At 71.4% G+C, this 17,212-nt stretch carries 13 protein-coding genes; 2 read left to right on the top strand and 11 right to left on the bottom strand.

All coding sequences use genetic code 11. The annotated features are described in order from the left end of the window. Window positions 1-6: 6 nt before the first annotated feature. Complete coding sequence (locus tag ACRQ4C_RS07185; RefSeq protein ID WP_439690647.1) at window positions 7-732, bottom strand: lysophospholipid acyltransferase family protein; 726 nt, start codon at window positions 730-732, stop codon at window positions 7-9. Window positions 733-765: 33 nt separating this feature from the next. Next, window positions 766-1,719: an ROK family glucokinase gene (locus ACRQ4C_RS07180; protein WP_290132121.1), complete on the bottom strand. Its 954-nt coding sequence runs from the start codon at window positions 1,717-1,719 to the stop codon at window positions 766-768. Between the two features lie 144 nt (window positions 1,720-1,863). Here ACRQ4C_RS07180 and ACRQ4C_RS07175 point away from each other — a divergent pair, with 144 nt between their 5' ends. Next, on the top strand, window positions 1,864-3,828 hold the full coding sequence (locus tag ACRQ4C_RS07175) for an AMP-dependent synthetase/ligase (RefSeq protein ID WP_439690646.1): 1,965 nt from the start codon (window positions 1,864-1,866) through the stop codon (window positions 3,826-3,828). A 118-nt stretch (window positions 3,829-3,946) separates the two neighbouring features. On the opposite strand, the gene ACRQ4C_RS07170 is transcribed toward ACRQ4C_RS07175, so the two are convergent. From ACRQ4C_RS07170 to ACRQ4C_RS07160, 3 genes are all read right to left on the bottom strand, one after another. Next, window positions 3,947-4,078, bottom strand: coding sequence for a hypothetical protein (locus ACRQ4C_RS07170; protein WP_290132123.1), 132 nt, complete (start codon window positions 4,076-4,078; stop codon window positions 3,947-3,949). Between the two features lie 110 nt (window positions 4,079-4,188). Further along, the gene (locus ACRQ4C_RS07165) at window positions 4,189-4,692 is read right to left on the bottom strand and encodes a peptide deformylase (RefSeq protein WP_400415453.1); all 504 of its coding nucleotides are present in this window, start codon (window positions 4,690-4,692) and stop codon (window positions 4,189-4,191) included. A gap of 1 nt (window position 4,693) precedes the next feature. Then, a complete protein-coding gene (locus ACRQ4C_RS07160) occupies window positions 4,694-8,104 on the bottom strand; it encodes a pyruvate carboxylase (RefSeq protein ID WP_439690645.1) in 3,411 nt (1,136 codons plus the stop codon). 60 nt (window positions 8,105-8,164) lie between these two features. Between ACRQ4C_RS07160 and ACRQ4C_RS07155 the strand changes: the two genes are divergently transcribed. Then, the gene (locus tag ACRQ4C_RS07155; protein ID WP_027465232.1) at window positions 8,165-8,977 is read left to right on the top strand and encodes a ParA family protein; all 813 of its coding nucleotides are present in this window, start codon (window positions 8,165-8,167) and stop codon (window positions 8,975-8,977) included. 529 nt (window positions 8,978-9,506) lie between these two features. On the opposite strand, the gene ACRQ4C_RS07150 is transcribed toward ACRQ4C_RS07155, so the two are convergent. From ACRQ4C_RS07150 to ACRQ4C_RS07125, 6 genes are all read right to left on the bottom strand, one after another. Then, window positions 9,507-10,067 carry a MerR family transcriptional regulator gene (locus ACRQ4C_RS07150; RefSeq protein WP_058725924.1) on the bottom strand — a complete coding sequence of 187 codons (561 nt, stop codon included), beginning with the start codon at window positions 10,065-10,067 and terminating at the stop codon, window positions 9,507-9,509. 190 nt (window positions 10,068-10,257) lie between these two features. Further along, a complete protein-coding gene (gene ftsR / locus ACRQ4C_RS07145; protein ID WP_290132126.1) occupies window positions 10,258-10,962 on the bottom strand; it encodes a transcriptional regulator FtsR in 705 nt (234 codons plus the stop codon). Beyond that, window positions 10,962-11,372, bottom strand: a complete 411-nt coding sequence (locus tag ACRQ4C_RS07140; RefSeq protein ID WP_242863018.1) for an FHA domain-containing protein — start codon at window positions 11,370-11,372, stop codon at window positions 10,962-10,964. Before ACRQ4C_RS07140 ends, ftsR begins: the two co-directional genes overlap by 1 nt. A gap of 305 nt (window positions 11,373-11,677) precedes the next feature. Continuing rightward, a complete protein-coding gene (locus ACRQ4C_RS07135) occupies window positions 11,678-13,231 on the bottom strand; it encodes a chitinase (protein WP_439690644.1) in 1,554 nt (517 codons plus the stop codon). Next, entirely contained in the window at window positions 13,231-15,747 is a 2,517-nt protein-coding gene (locus ACRQ4C_RS07130) for a glycosyltransferase family 2 protein (RefSeq protein ID WP_439690643.1), read from the bottom strand. The genes ACRQ4C_RS07135 and ACRQ4C_RS07130 overlap by 1 nt, the downstream gene beginning before the upstream one ends. A gap of 457 nt (window positions 15,748-16,204) precedes the next feature. After that, window positions 16,205-17,209, bottom strand: coding sequence for a FecCD family ABC transporter permease (locus ACRQ4C_RS07125; protein ID WP_439690642.1), 1,005 nt, complete (start codon window positions 17,207-17,209; stop codon window positions 16,205-16,207). Window positions 17,210-17,212: the final 3 nt, after the last annotated feature.

The following is a 17,212-nucleotide window of genomic DNA, read 5'->3' as shown; positions in this document are numbered from 1 at the left end:
GTGAGCCTACCGTCCGGAGGCCCCGCCGCGCTCCTTCATGACCTGCTCCCGCGCGGAGCTCGCACGCTCCTTGACACTCGTCGCGTAGACGTCGACGTACTCCTGCCGGCTCAGCCCGGCGAGCTCGTGCATGACCTCGTCCGTGACGCTGCGGAGGATGAAGCGGTCGGTCTCGAACCCCTGGAAGCGGGAGAAGTCGAGCGGCTTGCCGAACACGACGCCGACGCGCTTGAACTTCGGGAACCGCTGGCCGATCTGCTGGACCTCACGGGTGCCGACCATCGCGACCGGGACCACCGTGACGCGACCCTCGAGGATCATCCGTGCGATGCCCGTGCGACCGCGGTAGAGCTTGCCGTCGGGGCTGCGGGTGCCCTCGGGGTAGATGCCGAGCTGTTCCCCCCGGGCGAGGACCTGCAGCCCCGTCCGGAGCGAGGCCTCGGACGCCTTGCCGCCGGAGCGGTCGATCGGCAGCTGACCGATGGCGTTGAAGAACGTCTTCGTCGCCCAGCCCTTAAGGCCGCGCCCGGTGAAGTAGTCGCTCTTGGCGAGGAACGAGATGCGGCGGTCGAGCACCGCCGGGAGGATCACCGAGTCGATGAACGAGATGTGGTTCGACGCGAAGATGACCGGCCCCTTGGTGGGCACGTGCTCACGGCCGACGACCCACGGTCGGAACAGCGTGAGGATGAGCGGGCCGAGCAGGAAGTTCTTCAGCAGCCAGTAGGTCATCGATGACTCCGAGGGGGTGGGGTGTGGCCGACCCTACGCCGTCCGGGCGTGGATCCGGGCGAGGTCGGCTGCTCCGACGACACCCGCGTCGTTCACGAGCTCCGCGATCACGAAGTCGGGCTCCGGGTGGTAGCCCCGGGCCGGGAGGTTGCTGAGGTATGCCTGCTTGATCGGCTCGAGCAGCCGGTCCCCCGCGCTGGCGACGCCGCCGCCGAACACGAACAGCTGCGGGTCGAGCACGGCCGACAGCGACGCGCAGGCCTCACCGAGGTGCCGCCCGAGCCGCCGGAGGGCCGCGAGGGCACCCGGGTCGTCCGCGAGGATCAGGTCGCCGACGACCTTGCCGTCGAGCTGTCCACCGTTCTGCTCGCGGGCGTCGGCGAGCGCGGACCCGATGCCGCCGGCGTCCGCGACGTCGTTCGCCATGCGCTGGAGTGCACGACCCGAGCCGTACTGCTCGATGCAGCCGCGGGCGCCGCAGCCGCAGGGCAGGCCGTTCGGGACGATCCGGAGGTGACCGATCTCGCCGCCGGTGCCGAAGCCACCGCGGAACAGGCGGTCCTCGGTGACGATCGCGCCGCCCACACCGGTACCGATCGTCAGCATGGTCATGTCCGACACGAGCCGACCGGCGCCGAAGCGGAACTCCGCCCAGCCGGCCGCGTTCGCGTCGTTGTCGACGGTGATGTGCAGGTCGCCGATGCGCTCCTGGAGCTTCTGGCGCAGGGGCTCGTTCCGCCACCGGATGTTCGGCGTGTAGTAGACGATCGACTGCGACGCGTCGATGAAGCCCGGCGCGGCGACCCCCACCGCGCTGACCTCGTGGGAGGCCCGGAGGCGCGTGACCATCGTCACGACGTCGTCGAGCATGGCGTCCGGGTCCGCAGCGTTCGTGGCGACGCGGTCCTCGGCGAGGATCTCGCCGAGCTCCGAGACGACCGCTCCCGCGATCTTGGTGCCCCCGATGTCGATTCCGATGGCGTGCACGGTCCACGAGCCTACCGGTTCGCCGTGTCCACACCGAACGCACGGCCGGCTCCACGGGGTTCTCCGTGCGACGGCCCCTATGCTGGCGGTGTCGCCTCGACGATGAGGCGTACTCGAATCGAACCGGCCGACGAGGGAGTCACCGTGAACGATCAGCGACCCGAGCGCCTCACCAGTGCCGCCGCCGAACAGGACGCCGCCGCGACCGGCACCGAGCCCACCACGCGGTCTGCCGCGGCCCCGGCGGACGCCGCACCGTCCGGGAGGCACGCCTCGCGTCCCAGCGCCGGTCCTGTCGCGCCCGACCACGGCTCGGCAGCCCGCCTCCTCACCGAGCGTGCGCGGCTCACGCCCGACCGGCCGATCCTCGCGCAGCGGCAGGGCGACACCTGGACGCCCATCACCGCGGCCGAGACGCTTGCCCGCGTCCGTGCCATCGCGAAGGGCTTCGTCGCCGCGGGCCTCGAGCCGGGCGCGCACGTCGCGATCCTCTCCCGCACACGCCTCGAGTGGACCCTGGTCGACTTCGCGGTGTGGACCGCCGGACTCGTCTCGGTCCCCGTGTACGAGACGAGCTCCCCCGACCAGATCCGCTGGATCCTCTCGGACTCCGAGGCCGTCGCGATCGTCGTCGAGCAGGAGCAGCACGCGCGTCGGGTCGCGGGCATCGCGCCGGACCTGCCCCACCTCGGGCAGCACTGGACGATGGACGGCGGCGGTCTCGACGACCTCGCCCGCCTCGGCGAGGACGTCAGCGACGAAGAACTCGACGCCCGCACGGCCACCGTGCACGGGCATGACGACGCGACGATCATCTACACGTCGGGGACCACCGGCCGGCCGAAGGGCTGCGTCCTCCGGCACGACAACTTCACCGGCACGGTCGAGGGCGCGTCCGAGGCCATGCCCGAGGTCATCGCCGAGGGGTCGTCCACCCTGCTGTTCATCCCGATGGCCCACGTGTTCGCGCGGTTCATCGCGGCGATGTCGCTCTCCGCGGGCGTGCTGGTCGGCCACGAGCCGGACACGAAGGACCTCATGAAGGCCGTGTCGACCTTCAAGCCGACGTTCCTCCTCGCCGTCCCCCGGGTCTTCGAGAAGATCTACAACTCGGCCGAGCAGAAGGCCGACCTCGGCGGCAAGGGCCGGATCTTCCGCGCGGCGGCTGCCGCCGCGGTCGCGCACTCCGAGGCACTGAACACGGGCAGGGTGCCGCTCGGGCTCCGGCTGCGGTTCGCGCTGTTCGACAAGCTCGTCTACGCCAAGCTCCGGGACGCCATCGGGGGACGCGTCCGCTACGCCGTCAGCGGTTCGGCACCGCTCTCGCCGCGGCTGTCGCACTTCTTCCGCTCGATCGGCGTCCACATCCTCGAGGGCTACGGCCTCACCGAGACCACCGCGCCGGCCACGGTCAACCGGGCCGCGGAGCTCCGGATCGGCACCGTCGGACGTGCGCTCCCCGGTGTCGAGGTCCGCATCGCCGACGACGGTGAGATCCTCATCCGCGGCGTCGACGTCTTCGACCGGTACTGGCACAACGACGAGGCGACGGACAAGGCCTTCGCCGACGGCTGGTTCCGGACGGGCGACCTCGGCCGCCTCGACGCCGACGGCGTGCTCACGGTGACCGGTCGGGCCAAGGAGCTCATCGTCACCGCGAGCGGCAAGAACGTCGCCCCGGCCCCGCTCGAGGACGGCATCCGCGAACACCCGCTCGTCGGGCAGGCGATCGTCGTCGGCGAGGGCAAGCCGTTCGTCGCCGCGCTCGTGACACTCGACCGTGACATGCTCCCCGGCTGGTGCGAGGCCCGGGGCATCTCCCCCGTGCTGGACCCGCACGAGGCGGCCTACGACGAGCGGGTGCACCAGGCCGTGCAGGAGGCCGTGGACACCGCGAACCAGCGGGTGTCGCGTGCGGAGTCGATCCGGTCGTTCACGATCCTCGACACCGACCTCACGGAGGCGTCCGGGCACCTCACCCCGAAGCTGACGATCAAGCGTCCGGTCATCATGCGGGACTTCGCCGCGGACATCGAGCACATCTACTCGGGCTCGAAGGTGCAGACCACCGCCACGCCGGTGGTGACCAGCCGTCGCCGACGCGGCTGACGATCCGGACGCGACAGCACTGACGCAACCGCCGGGAGGCCCGGTGCCGGTCCCTGGGACCGGCACCGGGCCTCCCGGCGGTTGCGGTGTGCGCGGGGCGCGACGCGCCCCCCTGCGCTCAGCCCTGCGCGGGCTGCTCCGTGCTGGGTGCGTCGAGCACGGCCGTCGACGACGTCGTCGAGGCGACCGTCTGCGGTCGGAGGTTGGTGCGGGTGCGGTGCGAGCTGAGCTCGTTGTCCTGAGCGGCCATGATGCTGTCCTGGGGGTGTGGGATACGTCGTCGGTGGGAAGCCGACGACGGTACGGTACCTCCTCGTCAGGACAAGACGACAATCCCCCGTGGGGGTGTCACCCCACGACTCAGTGGAACCAGTCCTGCGCGCGGATGTCGCGGAGGGCCTGACGGCGGATCTCCGGGTCGAGCGTCATCACGTAGACGGTGCCGTCGAGGTGGTCGACCTCGTGCTGCAGGGCCTCCGCCATGAGCCCGTCGCCCTCGAGCACGACCTCGTTCCCGTCGACGTCCACGCCCCGGACCTTCGCGTGCGGGTACCGCCTCGTCGGGTAGCCGAGTCCGGGCACGGAGAGGCAGCCCTCGTCCATGAGCTCGGGCTCGCCGGAGACCTCGACGACCTCGGGGTTGAGGACGTACCCGACCTCGCCGTCGACGTTGTACGAGAACGCCCGCAGGGCGACGCCGATCTGCGGCGCGGCGACCCCGGCGCGGCCGGGCTCCTTGACGGTGTCGATGAGGTCCTGCACGAGGTCCCGGACGCCCTGGGAACCGAGCGCCTCGGGGCGGATCGGGTCGGACGGGGAACGGAGGACGGGATCGCCGAAGAGGCGGATGGGACGGACGGTCACGTTACTGCAGCACCACCAGGAGGTCTCCGGCGTCGACCTGTTGCGTCGCCGGGATCGCGAGACGGCCGACGGTGCCCGCCACGGGCGCCGTGATGGCCGCTTCCATCTTCATCGCCTCGATGCTCGCCACGGCCTGACCGGCTGCGACGACGTCACCGACGGCGACCTTGAGCGTCACGACGCCGGAGAACGGCGCGGCGACGTGCTTCGGGTCGGACGGGTCGGCCTTCTCGGCGGCCTTCGTCTCGACCTCGACCGAGCGGTCGCGGACCGACACCGGGCGGAGCTGCCCGTTGAGGGTCGTCATGACCGTGCGGAACCCGCGCTCGTCCACCTCGCCGATGGCCTCCAGGCCGACGAAGAGGTCGACGCCCTTCCCGAGCGGCACGGTGTGCTCCTGCCCGGGACGGAGACCGTAGAGGTAGTCGACCGTCGGCACGACCGAGAGGTCGCCGTACTGCTGCCGGACGGCCTCGAACTGCCGCGTCGGCTGCGGGAAGAGCAGGCGGTTCAGGGCCTGCTGCCGCTCCGGGCCCGGGCGGTCGAGGTGCGCGCGCTCGGCGTCGGGCACGGGCGTGACCTCGATGCGGACGTCGCGACCGGCGAGGACCTTCGAGCGGAACGGTTCCGGCCAGCCGCCGGGCAGGTCGCCGAGCTCGCCGGCCATGAAGCCGATGACGGAGTCGGGGATGTCGTACTGCTCGGGGTGCTGCTCGAAGTGCTCGGGGTCGGCGTCGACCGCGGCGAGCTGGAGTGCGAGGTCACCGACGACCTTCGACGACGGCGTGACCTTGGTCGGGCGGCCCAGGATGCGGTTCGCCGCCGCGTACCAGTCCTCGACCTGCTCGAAGCGGTCGCCGAGGCCGAGCGCGATCGCCTGCTGCCGGAGGTTCGACAGCTGACCACCCGGGATCTCGTGCTGGTACACGCGTCCGGTCGGACCGGGCAGACCCGACTCGAACGGGGCGTACGCGCGGCGGACGGCCTCCCAGTACGGCTCGAGGTCGCCGACCGCAGCGAGGTCGAGGCCGGTGTCGCGTTCGGTGTGCGCAAGGGCGGCGACGAGCGCGGACATGCTCGGCTGGCTCGTGGTGCCGGCCATCGGCGCTGCGGCGACGTCGACCGCGTCGGCCCCGGCCCGCGCGGCGGCGAGGAGCGTCGCGAGCTGGCCGCCGGCGGTGTCGTGCGTGTGGACGTGCACCGGCTGGTCGAAGCGCTCGCGCAGGGCGCCGACGAGCCGCTCGGCGGCGCCGGCGCGGAGCAGTCCGGCCATGTCCTTGATGCCGATGACGTGCGCGCCGGCCTCGACCATCTGCTCCGCGAGGCGGAGGTAGTAGTCGAGCGTGTAGAGGTCCTCCGCGGGGTCGAGGAGGTCGCCGGAGTAGCAGAGCGCCGCCTCGGCCACCGACGTACCGGTGGCGAGCACGGCCTCCAGGGCGGGTCGCAACTGGCTGACGTCGTTGAGCGCGTCGAAGATCCGGAAGACGTCGACGCCGCTCGCGGCGGCCTCGGCCACGAACGCGTCGGTGACCTCGGTCGGGTACGGCGTGTAGCCGACCGTGTTCCGGCCGCGCAGCAGCATCTGGATCGGGATGTTCGGCATCGCCGCACGCAGCGCCGTGAGGCGCTCCCACGGGTCCTCACCGAGGAAGCGGAGCGCGACGTCGTAGGTCGCGCCGCCCCAGGCCTCCATCGAGAGCAGCTGCGGGGTCAGCCGTGCGACGTGCGGCGCGACGGCGACGAGGTCCTTCGTGCGGACACGGGTGGCCAGCAGGGACTGGTGCGCGTCGCGCATCGTCGTCTCGGTCACGGCGAGGGCGGTCTGCGCACGCAGTTGCCGTGCCCACTCCGCCGGACCGAGCTCGAGCAGCCGCTCGCGCTGCCCGGGCGGGGGTGCGACGGAGAGGTCGACTGCGGGGAGCTTCTCGCTCGGCTCCACCGTCTGCGGGCGCCGCACACCGTTCGGCGTGTTCACCGTGACGTCGGCGAGCCAACCCACGATCTTCGTGCCGCGGTCCTTCGACACGTGGCCGCCGAAGAGCTGCGGTCGCTCCTCGATGAACTTCGTCGAGACGTCCCCGCGGGCGAAGTCCGGGTCCTCGAGGACGGCCTGCAGGAACGGGATGTTCGTGCTCACACCGCGGATCCGGAACTCGGCGAGGGCGCGCTTCGCGCGGGACACCGCCGCCGGGAAGTCCCGCCCGCGGCAGGTCATCTTCGCGAGCATCGAGTCGAAGTGCGGGCTGATCTGGGCGCCGGTCGCGATCGTGCCGCCGTCGAGCCGCACGCCGGCGCCGCCGGGGCTGCGGTAGGTGGTGATCTTCCCGGTGTCCGGACGGAAGCCCTGCGTCGGGTCCTCCGTCGTGATGCGGGTCTGCAGCGCAGCGCCGTGCACCCGGACGGTGTCCTGCGTCAGGCCGAGCTCGACGAGGGACTGCCCCGCGGCGATCCGCATCTGGGACTGCACGAGGTCGACGTCGGTGACCTCCTCCGTCACCGTGTGCTCGACCTGGATGCGCGGGTTCATCTCGATGAAGACGTGCTGGCCCGCACGCTCCCCCTCGGTGTCGAGCAGGAACTCGACCGTGCCGGCGTTGACGTAGCCGATCGACCGGGCGAACGCGACGGCGTCGCGGTGGAGTGCCGCCGCGATCGACGGGTCGAGGTTCGGCGCCGGGGCGATCTCGACGACCTTCTGGTTGCGGCGCTGCACGGAGCAGTCGCGCTCGAAGAGGTGGATCGTGCCCTCGTCGGTGCCGGTGGCGTCGGCGAGGATCTGCACCTCGATGTGCCGCGGCCGGATGACGGCCTGCTCGAGGAACATCGTCGGGTCGCCGAAGGCGCTGTCGGCCTCGCGCATGGCCGCTTCCAGCGCTTCCCGCAGCTCCGCCTTCGTCTCGACGCGGCGCATGCCACGACCACCACCGCCGGCGACGGCCTTCGCGAACACCGGGAACCCGATCGCGTCGGCGCCCGCCAGGAGTTCCTCGATGTCACGACTCGCCGGTGTGCTCGCGAGGACGGGCACGCCGGCCGCGATCGCGTGCTCCTTCGCGGTCACCTTGTTGCCGGCCATCTCGAGCACGTGCTCACCGGGGCCGATGAACGTGATGCCGGCAGCGGCGGCCGCGGCGGCGAGCTCGGGGTTCTCGGAGAGGAAGCCGTAGCCCGGGTAGATGGCGTCGGCGCCGGACTCCCGCGCGACGCGGATGATCTCGGAGACGTCGAGGTAGGCACGGACGGGGTGACCGGGCGCACCGATCAGGTAGGCCTCGTCCGCCTTCAACCGGTGGAGGGAGTTGCGGTCCTCGTACGGGTAGACGGCCACGGTCCGGGCGCCCAACTCGTACGCGGCACGGAATGCACGGATGGCGATCTCGCCACGGTTCGCCACGAGGATCTTGCTGAACACGAGGTCCCTTTCAGCCCGGGTTGAGGTGAGACAACCCTAGTCGCGGTAACGTTGCTCACCGTGCATGTACTCAGCGTGAGCTCCCTCAAGGGTGGTGTCGGCAAGACGACGGTGACGCTCGGCCTGACCTCGGCCGCGTTCGCCAAGGGACTGCGCACGCTGGTGGTGGACCTCGACCCGCAGTCCGACGTCTCGACGGGCCTCGACATCAACCTCGCCGGGCACCTCAACGTGGCCGACGTGCTCGAGAACCCGAAGGAGAAGATCGTCCGCCAGGCGATCGCCCCGTCCGGGTGGACGAAGGGCTCCCAGGGCAAGATCGACGTCATGGTCGGATCGCCCTCGGCCATCAACTTCGACGGGCCGCACCCGTCGATCCGCGACATCTGGAAGCTCGAAGAGGCCCTCGCGAACGTCGAGCAGGACTACGAGCTCGTCCTCATCGACTGCGCCCCGTCACTGAACGCCCTCACCCGCACGGCGTGGGCCGCGTCCGACCGCGTCACCGTCGTCACCGAGCCCGGGCTCTTCTCCGTCGCGGCTGCCGACCGTGCCCTCCGCGCGATCGAGGAGATCCGCCGCGGTCTCTCGCCGCGCCTCCAGCCGCTCGGCATCATCGTGAACCGTGCCCGCGTGCAGTCGCTCGAGCACCAGTTCCGCATCAAGGAGCTCCGCGACATGTTCGGGCCGCTCGTACTGTCGCCGCAGCTGCCGGAGCGCACGTCGCTGCAGCAGGCGCAGGGTGCGGCGAAGCCGTTGCACGTGTGGCCCGGCGAGTCCGCGCAGGAGATGGCGAAGAACTTCGACCAGCTGCTCGAGCGCATCATGCGCACGGGCAAGATCGGCCCCTACGCCGAGGGCGGCGCCGCGTAGCGTCCGCTCCGGTCCGAGCGGGCGGGCACAGGCGTTCGGCGGCCGCAGGCGTTCGGCGGGCACTTGGTCGCACGACGTGCCGCTCACGTTCGCGTTGGTCGCAGATCGTGTCGCCTCGGAGCACCGGCAGCGACGGCTTCTGCGACCGCAGTGATCAGCACGCGGCACGTCGTGCGACCAACCGGATCGTCGTCGGCCCCGCTGGCCTGTCGCGTGTGCCTCGGCCAGCGCCGAGCGGGGTCGCGGGACGTGCCGCTCACGTTCCCATTGGTCGCAGAACGAGTTGGCCCGACGCCCCGGCCGTTGGTCGCAAGACGTGCCGCTCACGTCCGTGCTGGTCGCACGAAGTGTCGGGTCGGCGTCGAGGGAGCGGCACGTTCTGCGACCATGACGAACGGCACGCGGCAAGTCGTGCGACCAACGTCAGACACGACGACGACGCGCGGACGACGCCGGGCGCGGCCGCGACGACGCGCGGCGCGTCAGACGACTGCCACGTCGGGGCGCCGACTGGCCGAGGGACGACGGGTCAGGACGCGCGCGAGGCCCGACGGGCAGCGAGCTCGTCGTCAGGATCGGCAGCGGGGGCGGCGTCGAGCTCCACGAGCGACGACTCGACCTCACGCAGGACCTTGCCCACGGCGATGCCGAACACGCCCTGGCCGCGCGAGACCAGGTCGATGACCTCGTCGTCGGAGGTGCAGAGGTAGACCGAGGCACCGTCGGACATCAGCGTGGTCTGGGCGAGGTCGGACACGCCCGACTCCCGCAGCTGGTTCACCGCCGTGCGGATCTGCTGCAGCGAGATGCCGGTGTCGAGCAGACGCTTCACGAGCTTGAGCACGAGGATGTCGCGGAAGCCGTAGAGCCGCTGCGAGCCGGAGCCGGCAGCACCGCGGATGGTGGGCTGCACGAGTTCGGTGCGGGCCCAGTAATCGAGCTGCCGGTAGGAGATGCCGGCTGCCCGTGCGGCGACGGTGCCGCGGTAGCCGTTCTGCTCGTCGTGCTCCGGCATGCCGTCGGTGAAGAGCAGCCCGAGGTCGTACCGCGTCATGTCCGACCCGGTACCGGGGGTGTCAGTCCCACTCATGCGCTTGCCTTCCACGACGATCGAGCCCTCACCCGAAGCTTCAATGCCGGGTTGAGAGTTGTTCCGAGGTCCACGGTAGCGACTCCGAGCCATCGCGCGCGGGACATCCGCTCCGGCGCGTCCGGCGTGTCGAGGATACGCCCCGCCCTCCGACACCCGCCAGCGACGCGAGACTCCCCAAGCGCGAGCCTCATGCGTCGAGACGACCGATCGCCGACCGGATGAGCTGCGACCGGATGGTCTCGAGGTGCCCGGCGATCTCCCGCGCGAGCTCGGTGGCCTTCGCCTTCGAGGTGGCGTCCCCGCGGCGCGACACCGGCATGAGCGCGGACTCGATCAGCCCGACCTCTCGCTCAGCGGTGGCCCGGAAGGTCCGGAGGTGCCGCGGCTCGATCCCCGAACGCTGGAGCTCGACGAGCGCCTTGAGCACCGCGACGGAGTCCTCGCCGTAGGTATCCGTCGCGGGGAGCAACGACGACGAGACGGCGTCGGACAACAGCATCGGCGTGGCTCCCGCCGCCCGGACGGTCTCGTCGCGGGTGTAGCGACGCTCACGGCCGAGGATCGAGGGCTTCGGCGCCTCGCCCCCACCCGGCAGCGTCGGCTCGCGCCCGGCGTCGAGGTCCGCCAGGTACTCCTTGATGACCTTGAGCGGGAGGTAGTGGTCCCGCTGCAGTCCGAGGATGATCCGGAGCCGTTCGACGTCGGCAGGCGAGAACTTGCGGTAACCGCTGGCGGTGCGCACCGGGGTCACGAGTTCGCGCTCCTCGAGGAACCGGAGCTTCGAGCCGGCGAGGTCCGGGAACTCGGGCTTCAGGCGAGCGAGGACCTGCCCGATCGTGAGCAGCTCCGACGCCGCGGACCCCGCCCGGGCCGCGGCGGACCGCGCGGGCACTACGCGTTCGCCAGGCGCGCCAGGTCGACCCGGGAGGCGTAGAAGGTCAGACGGAACTTGCCGACCTGGACCTCGGACCCGTCGGTGAGCAGGGCCTCGTCGATGCGGGCACCGTCGAAGTAGGTGCCGTTGAGCGAACCGAGGTCCTTCACGGTGAAGCTCGTGCCGTGCCGGAGGAACTGCGCGTGCTTGCGCGAGACCGTGACGTCGTCGAGGAAGATGTCGGCGTCGGGGTGCCGACCGGCCGTCGTGACGTCGGAGTCGAGCAGGAACCGCGCGCCCACGTTCGGACCGCGGCGCACGACGAGCAGCGCCGAACCGGAGGGCAGCGCCGTGATGGCGTCGCGCTCTTCGGTCGAGATGCCGGACTCGGGCGTGAGGGCCGCCGCCTGCTCCAGACTGAAGGTCATCGTGGTGTCGACGAGTCGCTGCTGCTGGGTGCGACCGTCGCTGCCTGCCGGACCCTGCTGCGGGACCACTGGATCGGACATCGTGGACCTCCCTCTCTTGGCCCATCAGCGTATCGGAAACGGGTGACCCCGCGGGAGCCCAGAACGGGGCTGTGCACAACTCGGCAGTGCGCGATCAGCGAACGTCCACGAAACGCGCACCGAGACGGCCAGGAGGAGCAGTGCCAGCTGGCACCGCGCCTCCCGGCCGTCATCTCGTCACCACGGCGGACCGTCACCGCCTGCGGACACGCACCGCCGGTCCGTCACTGCTGGAGCTCCGACAGGAGCTCCTTGATCTCGGCGTCCTTGAGCTTCACCCAGGGCGAGCCGTCGGGATCGCTCGTCGACGCCTCCGGGCTGTCGCCGGTGTTCCACCACTTCGCCTGGTACGGCACACCGTCGAACAGGACCCGCGCCCCGGTGTCGTACTGCTTCGTACCGGACCACGACGGGTAGGTGCCCGCCGGCAGGGTGACCTGCTTGACCGGCTTCTCACCCGGAAGCACCGGCCCGATGAGCTGCCACGGCGTCTCGTAGGCGCTGAGCACCGGGTCGTCCGGGAGGTCGCCCGAGGTCCACCACTTCGCCTCGTAGACGTTGTGGTGCCAGACGATCTTCGTGCCCTCGAGGTAGGACGCGTCCGCGCTCCACACCGGGTACGGGCTCGTCTTCGGGTCGTCGGTCGGCTGGACGGTCGCGCTCGGCTCGGCCTTCGTGACGTCCGAGGCCGCCGCGACGATGCCGCCCGTGAAGCCCTTCCCGAGGACGTCGGCGAACAGCACGCCGTCCTGGTCGACGCCCGAGCAGGAGTCGGACACGGTCGACAGGTTCACGTAGTTCGAGCCGCACGTGGTGTCGCGGTTGAGGGACCACATGGACATGCGGCCGAGCCCGCGCTCCCGCGCCCAGGCGTTGAGCTTCCTCGCGTCGGTGAGCGAGAACACCTCGTCCTGGATGTCGTTCTGCCCGATCATCGGGGTCGCGCCGACCTTGTGCCAGAGCGTCGCGTCGGTGAGCGGGGTGCCCGACCTCGTGTAGAGGATGCCGAGCTGCCGGTGGACCTCCTGCAGGGTCTGGACCGAGGCGGAGTACATGCTCTGGCTCGAGCCCTTGGCCTGGCCGTAGTCCATCGTCATCGCGTTGACGCCGGCGAGGTCGACCCCGGCCTTGAGGAACTGCGCGACCGCGGTGGTCCCGTCGCTCGTCAGGCCCCCGGGCGCTGCCGGAAGGGTGAGCCACACGGCGAGGGGGTGCCCCGCAGCACGACGCGCGTCCTGCAGCTTCTTCACGGCGGCAGCCCGGCGCTCCCCCGCGGCGTGGTTCGTGAGGTCGTCACCCTCGACGTCGAAGTCGACCGTGCTGACGTCGTACCGCTGCACGACGGTCTCGTAGGCGCCGACCAGGTCGGACGTGTCCGTGCAGGTCGTCGCGAGCTCGTCGTTCGCGAGGCCGCCGAACGAGACGCCGACCTCGCCCTTCTGCTGCTGGAGCCGGGCGATGCGGCGGTCGAGGTCGAGGGAGTCGGACGCGCCCTGCAGCGAGTACGCCGAACCCCAGGTCGGGGTGCAGGCCGCGTCGTGGTCGGCGACCACGAACGAGAGCATCACGTCGCGGCCCTTGGCGGACTTGACGTCCTCGAAGGCGAACGTCGGGGTGGCGGTGACGTCGGTGTACGCGGCGAACCAGCTCTTCTGGGAGTCCGCGGCCTGCGCCGACTGCCAGCGGTCGAAGCCGAGGTAGCCCGCGGCCGCTACGGCAGCGGTCAGGACGACCGCGAGGCCGACCCGCAGCGGGGAGAGTCGTCTGGTGGAGGACATCAGGCAGCGGTCCGTTCGTCGGTGGAGGCGGGGGCGGCGGGGGCGGCCGTCGCGGCGTGCCCGGTCGGCGCGTCGGACGCAGTGGGCCCGGCGGGTGCGGTCACGACCATCGGGGTACTGCGGGTCGCCGGGGCGCCGACCGTCCCGGCACCGTGGCGGGTCGGCAGCTCCGCACCGCCGTGCCCGAAGTACAGGACGGCACGCCAGTCCTCGGCGACCGGCTCGGCCTCGGGCAGCAGACCCTTGCGGGCCGCCTTCCGGTCCTGCTTCGCCTGCCGACGGGCGGCGCGACGTGCGGCCCGGGCGGACGGGTCGTAGTACATCCACCGGGTGGCCCACAGCCAGACGTCGACGACCGAGTTCCAGATGCCGATGTACGCGACGATCGCGTAGAACGCGAGGAGGGCGTTGAACGCCGCGAACACCGCGTTGCCCCAGTTCTGCGCCTGGTAGTCCCGCAGGAACGTGAACACCGAGAAGACGACCATGGCGTACGGCGCGAGGACGTACAGCGCGGGGGACGCCGTGCGGTCGCGGACCTTCGGCGTGCGGGCGAACGGGATCTTCTTCGCCGTCAGCGCCTGCTGGATGCTCTTGAGCACCCCGGCGACGTTGACCGGCATGAGGATCAGGTTGAACCCGTAGATCCGGAGGATGTCGGTCCGCTTGTAGCCGCAGTACTTCAGGTCGGACGCGAAGAGCCAGAAGTACGGCAGGGCGGCGAGGAGCACCATCGGGCTGAGGAGCCGCGAGTCGTACGGGTAGGCCAGCAGGAAGATGAGGCCGAGCGAACCCCACGCGATCGACGCCATGTAGTTGACGCGGAGGGACATCTCGACGAGGCCGACCCGCTCCCCGCGCTGCCGACGCTCGCGGACCTGGCGGAGGTACTTCGGCAGGATCAGGAGGCCACCGTTCGCCCACCGGCGTCGCTGCACGATGAGCGAGCCGAAGTCCGGCGGGGTCGCGCTGTACGAGAGGCGCTCCGGGTAGTTCACCAGGGTCCAGCCGTGCATGCCGAGGTCGACGCTCGACTCGGTGTCCTCGATGACCGTGCGGTCCTGCACGTACCGCTTGACCTCGAAGCCGCCGACGGTCTCGACCTCCTCGATGTCGCGGAGCGCGCGGGTGCGGATGACCGCGTTCGCGCCGACCCAGAAGGTCGCGTTGTGGCGCGACATGCCCTGGTGGAGGATGTGCTGGATGTCGGTGGTCGCACCGGCGAGCCGCTCGATGCGCGTCGCCGCACCCCGGAAGGACGAGTACGGGGTCTGCGTCACGGCGACGCGCGCGTTCTCCGGCTGCTCGAGGAAGTACACGAGCCGCAGGCAGTAGTCGCGGAGCAGCACGGAGTCGGCGTCGAGCGTCAGGACGTAGTCGGACGCGGGGACGACGAGGTCGGCGTCCTCCGGCGAGGCGACCGTGCGGAGGATCGTCCCGCTCGCGGTCTCCTCGAACGCGTACGAGCCGCCGAGCAGCCCGATGTACGAGTTGAGGTTCATGGCCTTGTTCGCCTCGTCGGAGAGGTTCACGAACCGCTTCCGCTCGAAGGTCGTGATCTCGGCGGTGAAGGTCCACGCCAGGCGGCGGGTGAGCTCGAGGGCACGGGCGCTGGTGACCTCGGTGAAGGCGTCGCCGCCCACGGCGGCACCGTCCGCGCGGCCGGCGGGAGCGCCGCCGGTGACCGCGTCCACGATCGCTGCCTCGAGCGCCTCCGACGTCAGGCGGAACTCGTCGGCCAGCGCGACGAGCACCTGGTCGTGGAAGAAGTGGTCCACGTGGTCGACGACCTCGTGCTCACGGGCGTGCCGCCGGAGCCAGGCGTCCGCCCAGCGGTGGTGCTCGACGAGCGTCCGGAGCGCGTCGACCGAGGCGTACGGCGCGGTGTCGGCGTCGATCTCCGCGACGAGCAGGGCCTCCTGGAAGCGCCGGGAGGGTGCGGCGAGCTGCGACTGGATCCGCCCGGCGACCGCACGGGTGCGCTCGAGCTTGTCGGCCACCTCGGGGTCGGTCGGGAAGGGGGCGTCGTCGACGAGCAGGACGACGCGGAGAGCCGGGTACTCCTGCAGCGCGGCCGACCAGAGCGTGGTGGCGACGACGTCGGGTTCCTCGGCGTAGCTCGGCACGAGGACCGTCATCGGCGCCTCGTGCCCCTCGGCGAAGTGGCGGTCGAGCTCGGCGCGCGGGACGCGGACGTGCGCGGCGAACCGCTCCATCGCACCCTGGCGGGCGATGAGGTGCATGAGGGCGGAGAAGGTCAGGAAGGTGACGACCACCAGGTACGAGATCGCCTCGGTGGTGAAGCGGAAGCTCTCGGTGCCGTAGTCGAGGAACTGGCGGATCACCGTGTAGACGACGTAGGCGAGCCAGAACGCGATGGTCAGGATGATGGCGACGCGACCGGAGACGAGCTTCCGGTCGGAGGGACGGGCGTGGATGGTGTCGAGCGGGCGGGTACGACGCTCGGAACCCCACTGCCTCCGGCGCACGGGGGCGCCGTCGAGCTGTTCGGGCATGACGGTCCTTCTTCCGCGGAGGTCAGCGCGCCATCGGGTCGGAACGCTGTCGGGTTGCCCCCGACGGTCGACTGCGAACCTATGGGGACAGAACGAACGGTGCAGACACCCGGAAGGGGGGTTCTGGCCTCCTCGTGCGGGAACCCGCACGATGTTGCGGGATGGCCGGTCCGCGGCGTGTCGCTCCGGGCCCGACGGGGCTCCGGACGACGCGCCGCTCACGTTGCGCGCGCGGTCCCCCGACGGTCGGCCTGGAGGCACGGCTCGGCTCCGCCAGGCCCGCCCCGATCCGCGCGCAGGTGGTCACGACGCCCCGTCGACGCCCGGCGGAGGGTCACGAACGGTCGCTCGGAGTGCTCGGGAGCGACGTTCCGTGACCCCCGGGTGGCGCGCGCCCGGGAGTTGCGACCCCGGGATCGCGCGCGTCGGCGGCCGAGTGTTCCGGCGGCCGGGTGCGTCAGCGGCCGCGGGCGAGCAGCCAGAGGAGGTACGGCGCACCGACGACCCCGGTGACGACGCCGACGGGCAGCGCGGTGCCCGGGATCGCGAACTGGGCCACGAGGTCGCTCGCGAGCGTCACCACCGCGCCGACGGCGGCGGCGGGGGCGAGCGCGACCCGTCCGCCGCCGACGACCCGCCGCGCGATCGGCGCCGACATGAGCGCGACGAACGACACGGGGCCGGCGGTGGCCACGGCGCCGGCCGTGAGCGCCACCGCGGTGAGGAGCAGCAGCACCTTCGCGCGGTCGGGACGGAGACCGAGCGCCGACGCGACGTCGTCCCCGAGGGCGAGCACCGTCAACCGGGGCGACTGCACGAGGGCGAGCGCCATGAGCACGACGAAGGCGATGCCGAGGACGCCGACGAGGTCCCGGTCGACGGCGTTCAGGCTGCCGGAGAGCCACAGCAGCGCGGTGCCCGCCTGGGTCACGGTGCCGCTCGTGAGCATCCAGCCGGTCACGGCCAGGCAGATCGCCGCGACGCCGATGCCCACCAGGACCACCCGGTTGCCGGTGATCCCCCGCTGCCAGGACAGCGCGGCGATCACGAGCGAGACCACGACGGCCCCGACGAGCACGGTACCGAAGAGCGCGATCCCGGACGCCCCGAACAGCACGATCGCGGTGATGCCGGCGGCGCTCGCTCCCGAGGTGATGCCGATGACGTCCGGGCTCGCGATCGGGTTCCGCACCACGCTCTGCACGATCGCGCCGGCGACACCGAGGGCCGCGCCGACGAACACCGCGCCGAACACCCGCGGCCCGCGGAGCTGCCCGATCACGAAGTCCGCGATCGCGTCCCCGTGCCCGAACGCGGCGGCGGCCACCTGCGCGGGTGACAGCGGGATCTCGCCGACGCCGAGGCCGGTGAGCACGAGCGCGACGAGCACCACGAGCAGCACGCCGAGCACGAGCAGCTCGCGGCGTGCTCCGACGACCCGGGGACGGCTCCGGGGTTCCACAGC

The organism is Curtobacterium sp. SP.BCp (assembly GCF_051903255.1).
In the GTDB taxonomy this organism is placed as follows: Bacteria; Actinomycetota; Actinomycetes; order Actinomycetales; family Microbacteriaceae; genus Curtobacterium.
This window is presented reverse-complemented; position numbering and strand designations above follow the sequence as displayed.

Coding starts and splice junctions, on each gene's coding strand:
- ACRQ4C_RS07170 (WP_290132123.1), bottom strand. CDS start 4,078: ATGGCCGCTCAGGACAACGAGCTCAGCTCGCACCGCACCCGCACCAAC.
- ACRQ4C_RS07130 (WP_439690643.1), bottom strand. CDS start 15,747: ATGCCCGAACAGCTCGACGGCGCCCCCGTGCGCCGGAGGCAGTGGGGT.
- ACRQ4C_RS07185 (WP_439690647.1), bottom strand. CDS start 732: ATGACCTACTGGCTGCTGAAGAACTTCCTGCTCGGCCCGCTCATCCTC.
- ACRQ4C_RS07150 (WP_058725924.1), bottom strand. CDS start 10,067: ATGAGTGGGACTGACACCCCCGGTACCGGGTCGGACATGACGCGGTAC.
- ACRQ4C_RS07135 (WP_439690644.1), bottom strand. CDS start 13,231: ATGTCCTCCACCAGACGACTCTCCCCGCTGCGGGTCGGCCTCGCGGTC.
- ACRQ4C_RS07140 (WP_242863018.1), bottom strand. CDS start 11,372: ATGACCTTCAGTCTGGAGCAGGCGGCGGCCCTCACGCCCGAGTCCGGC.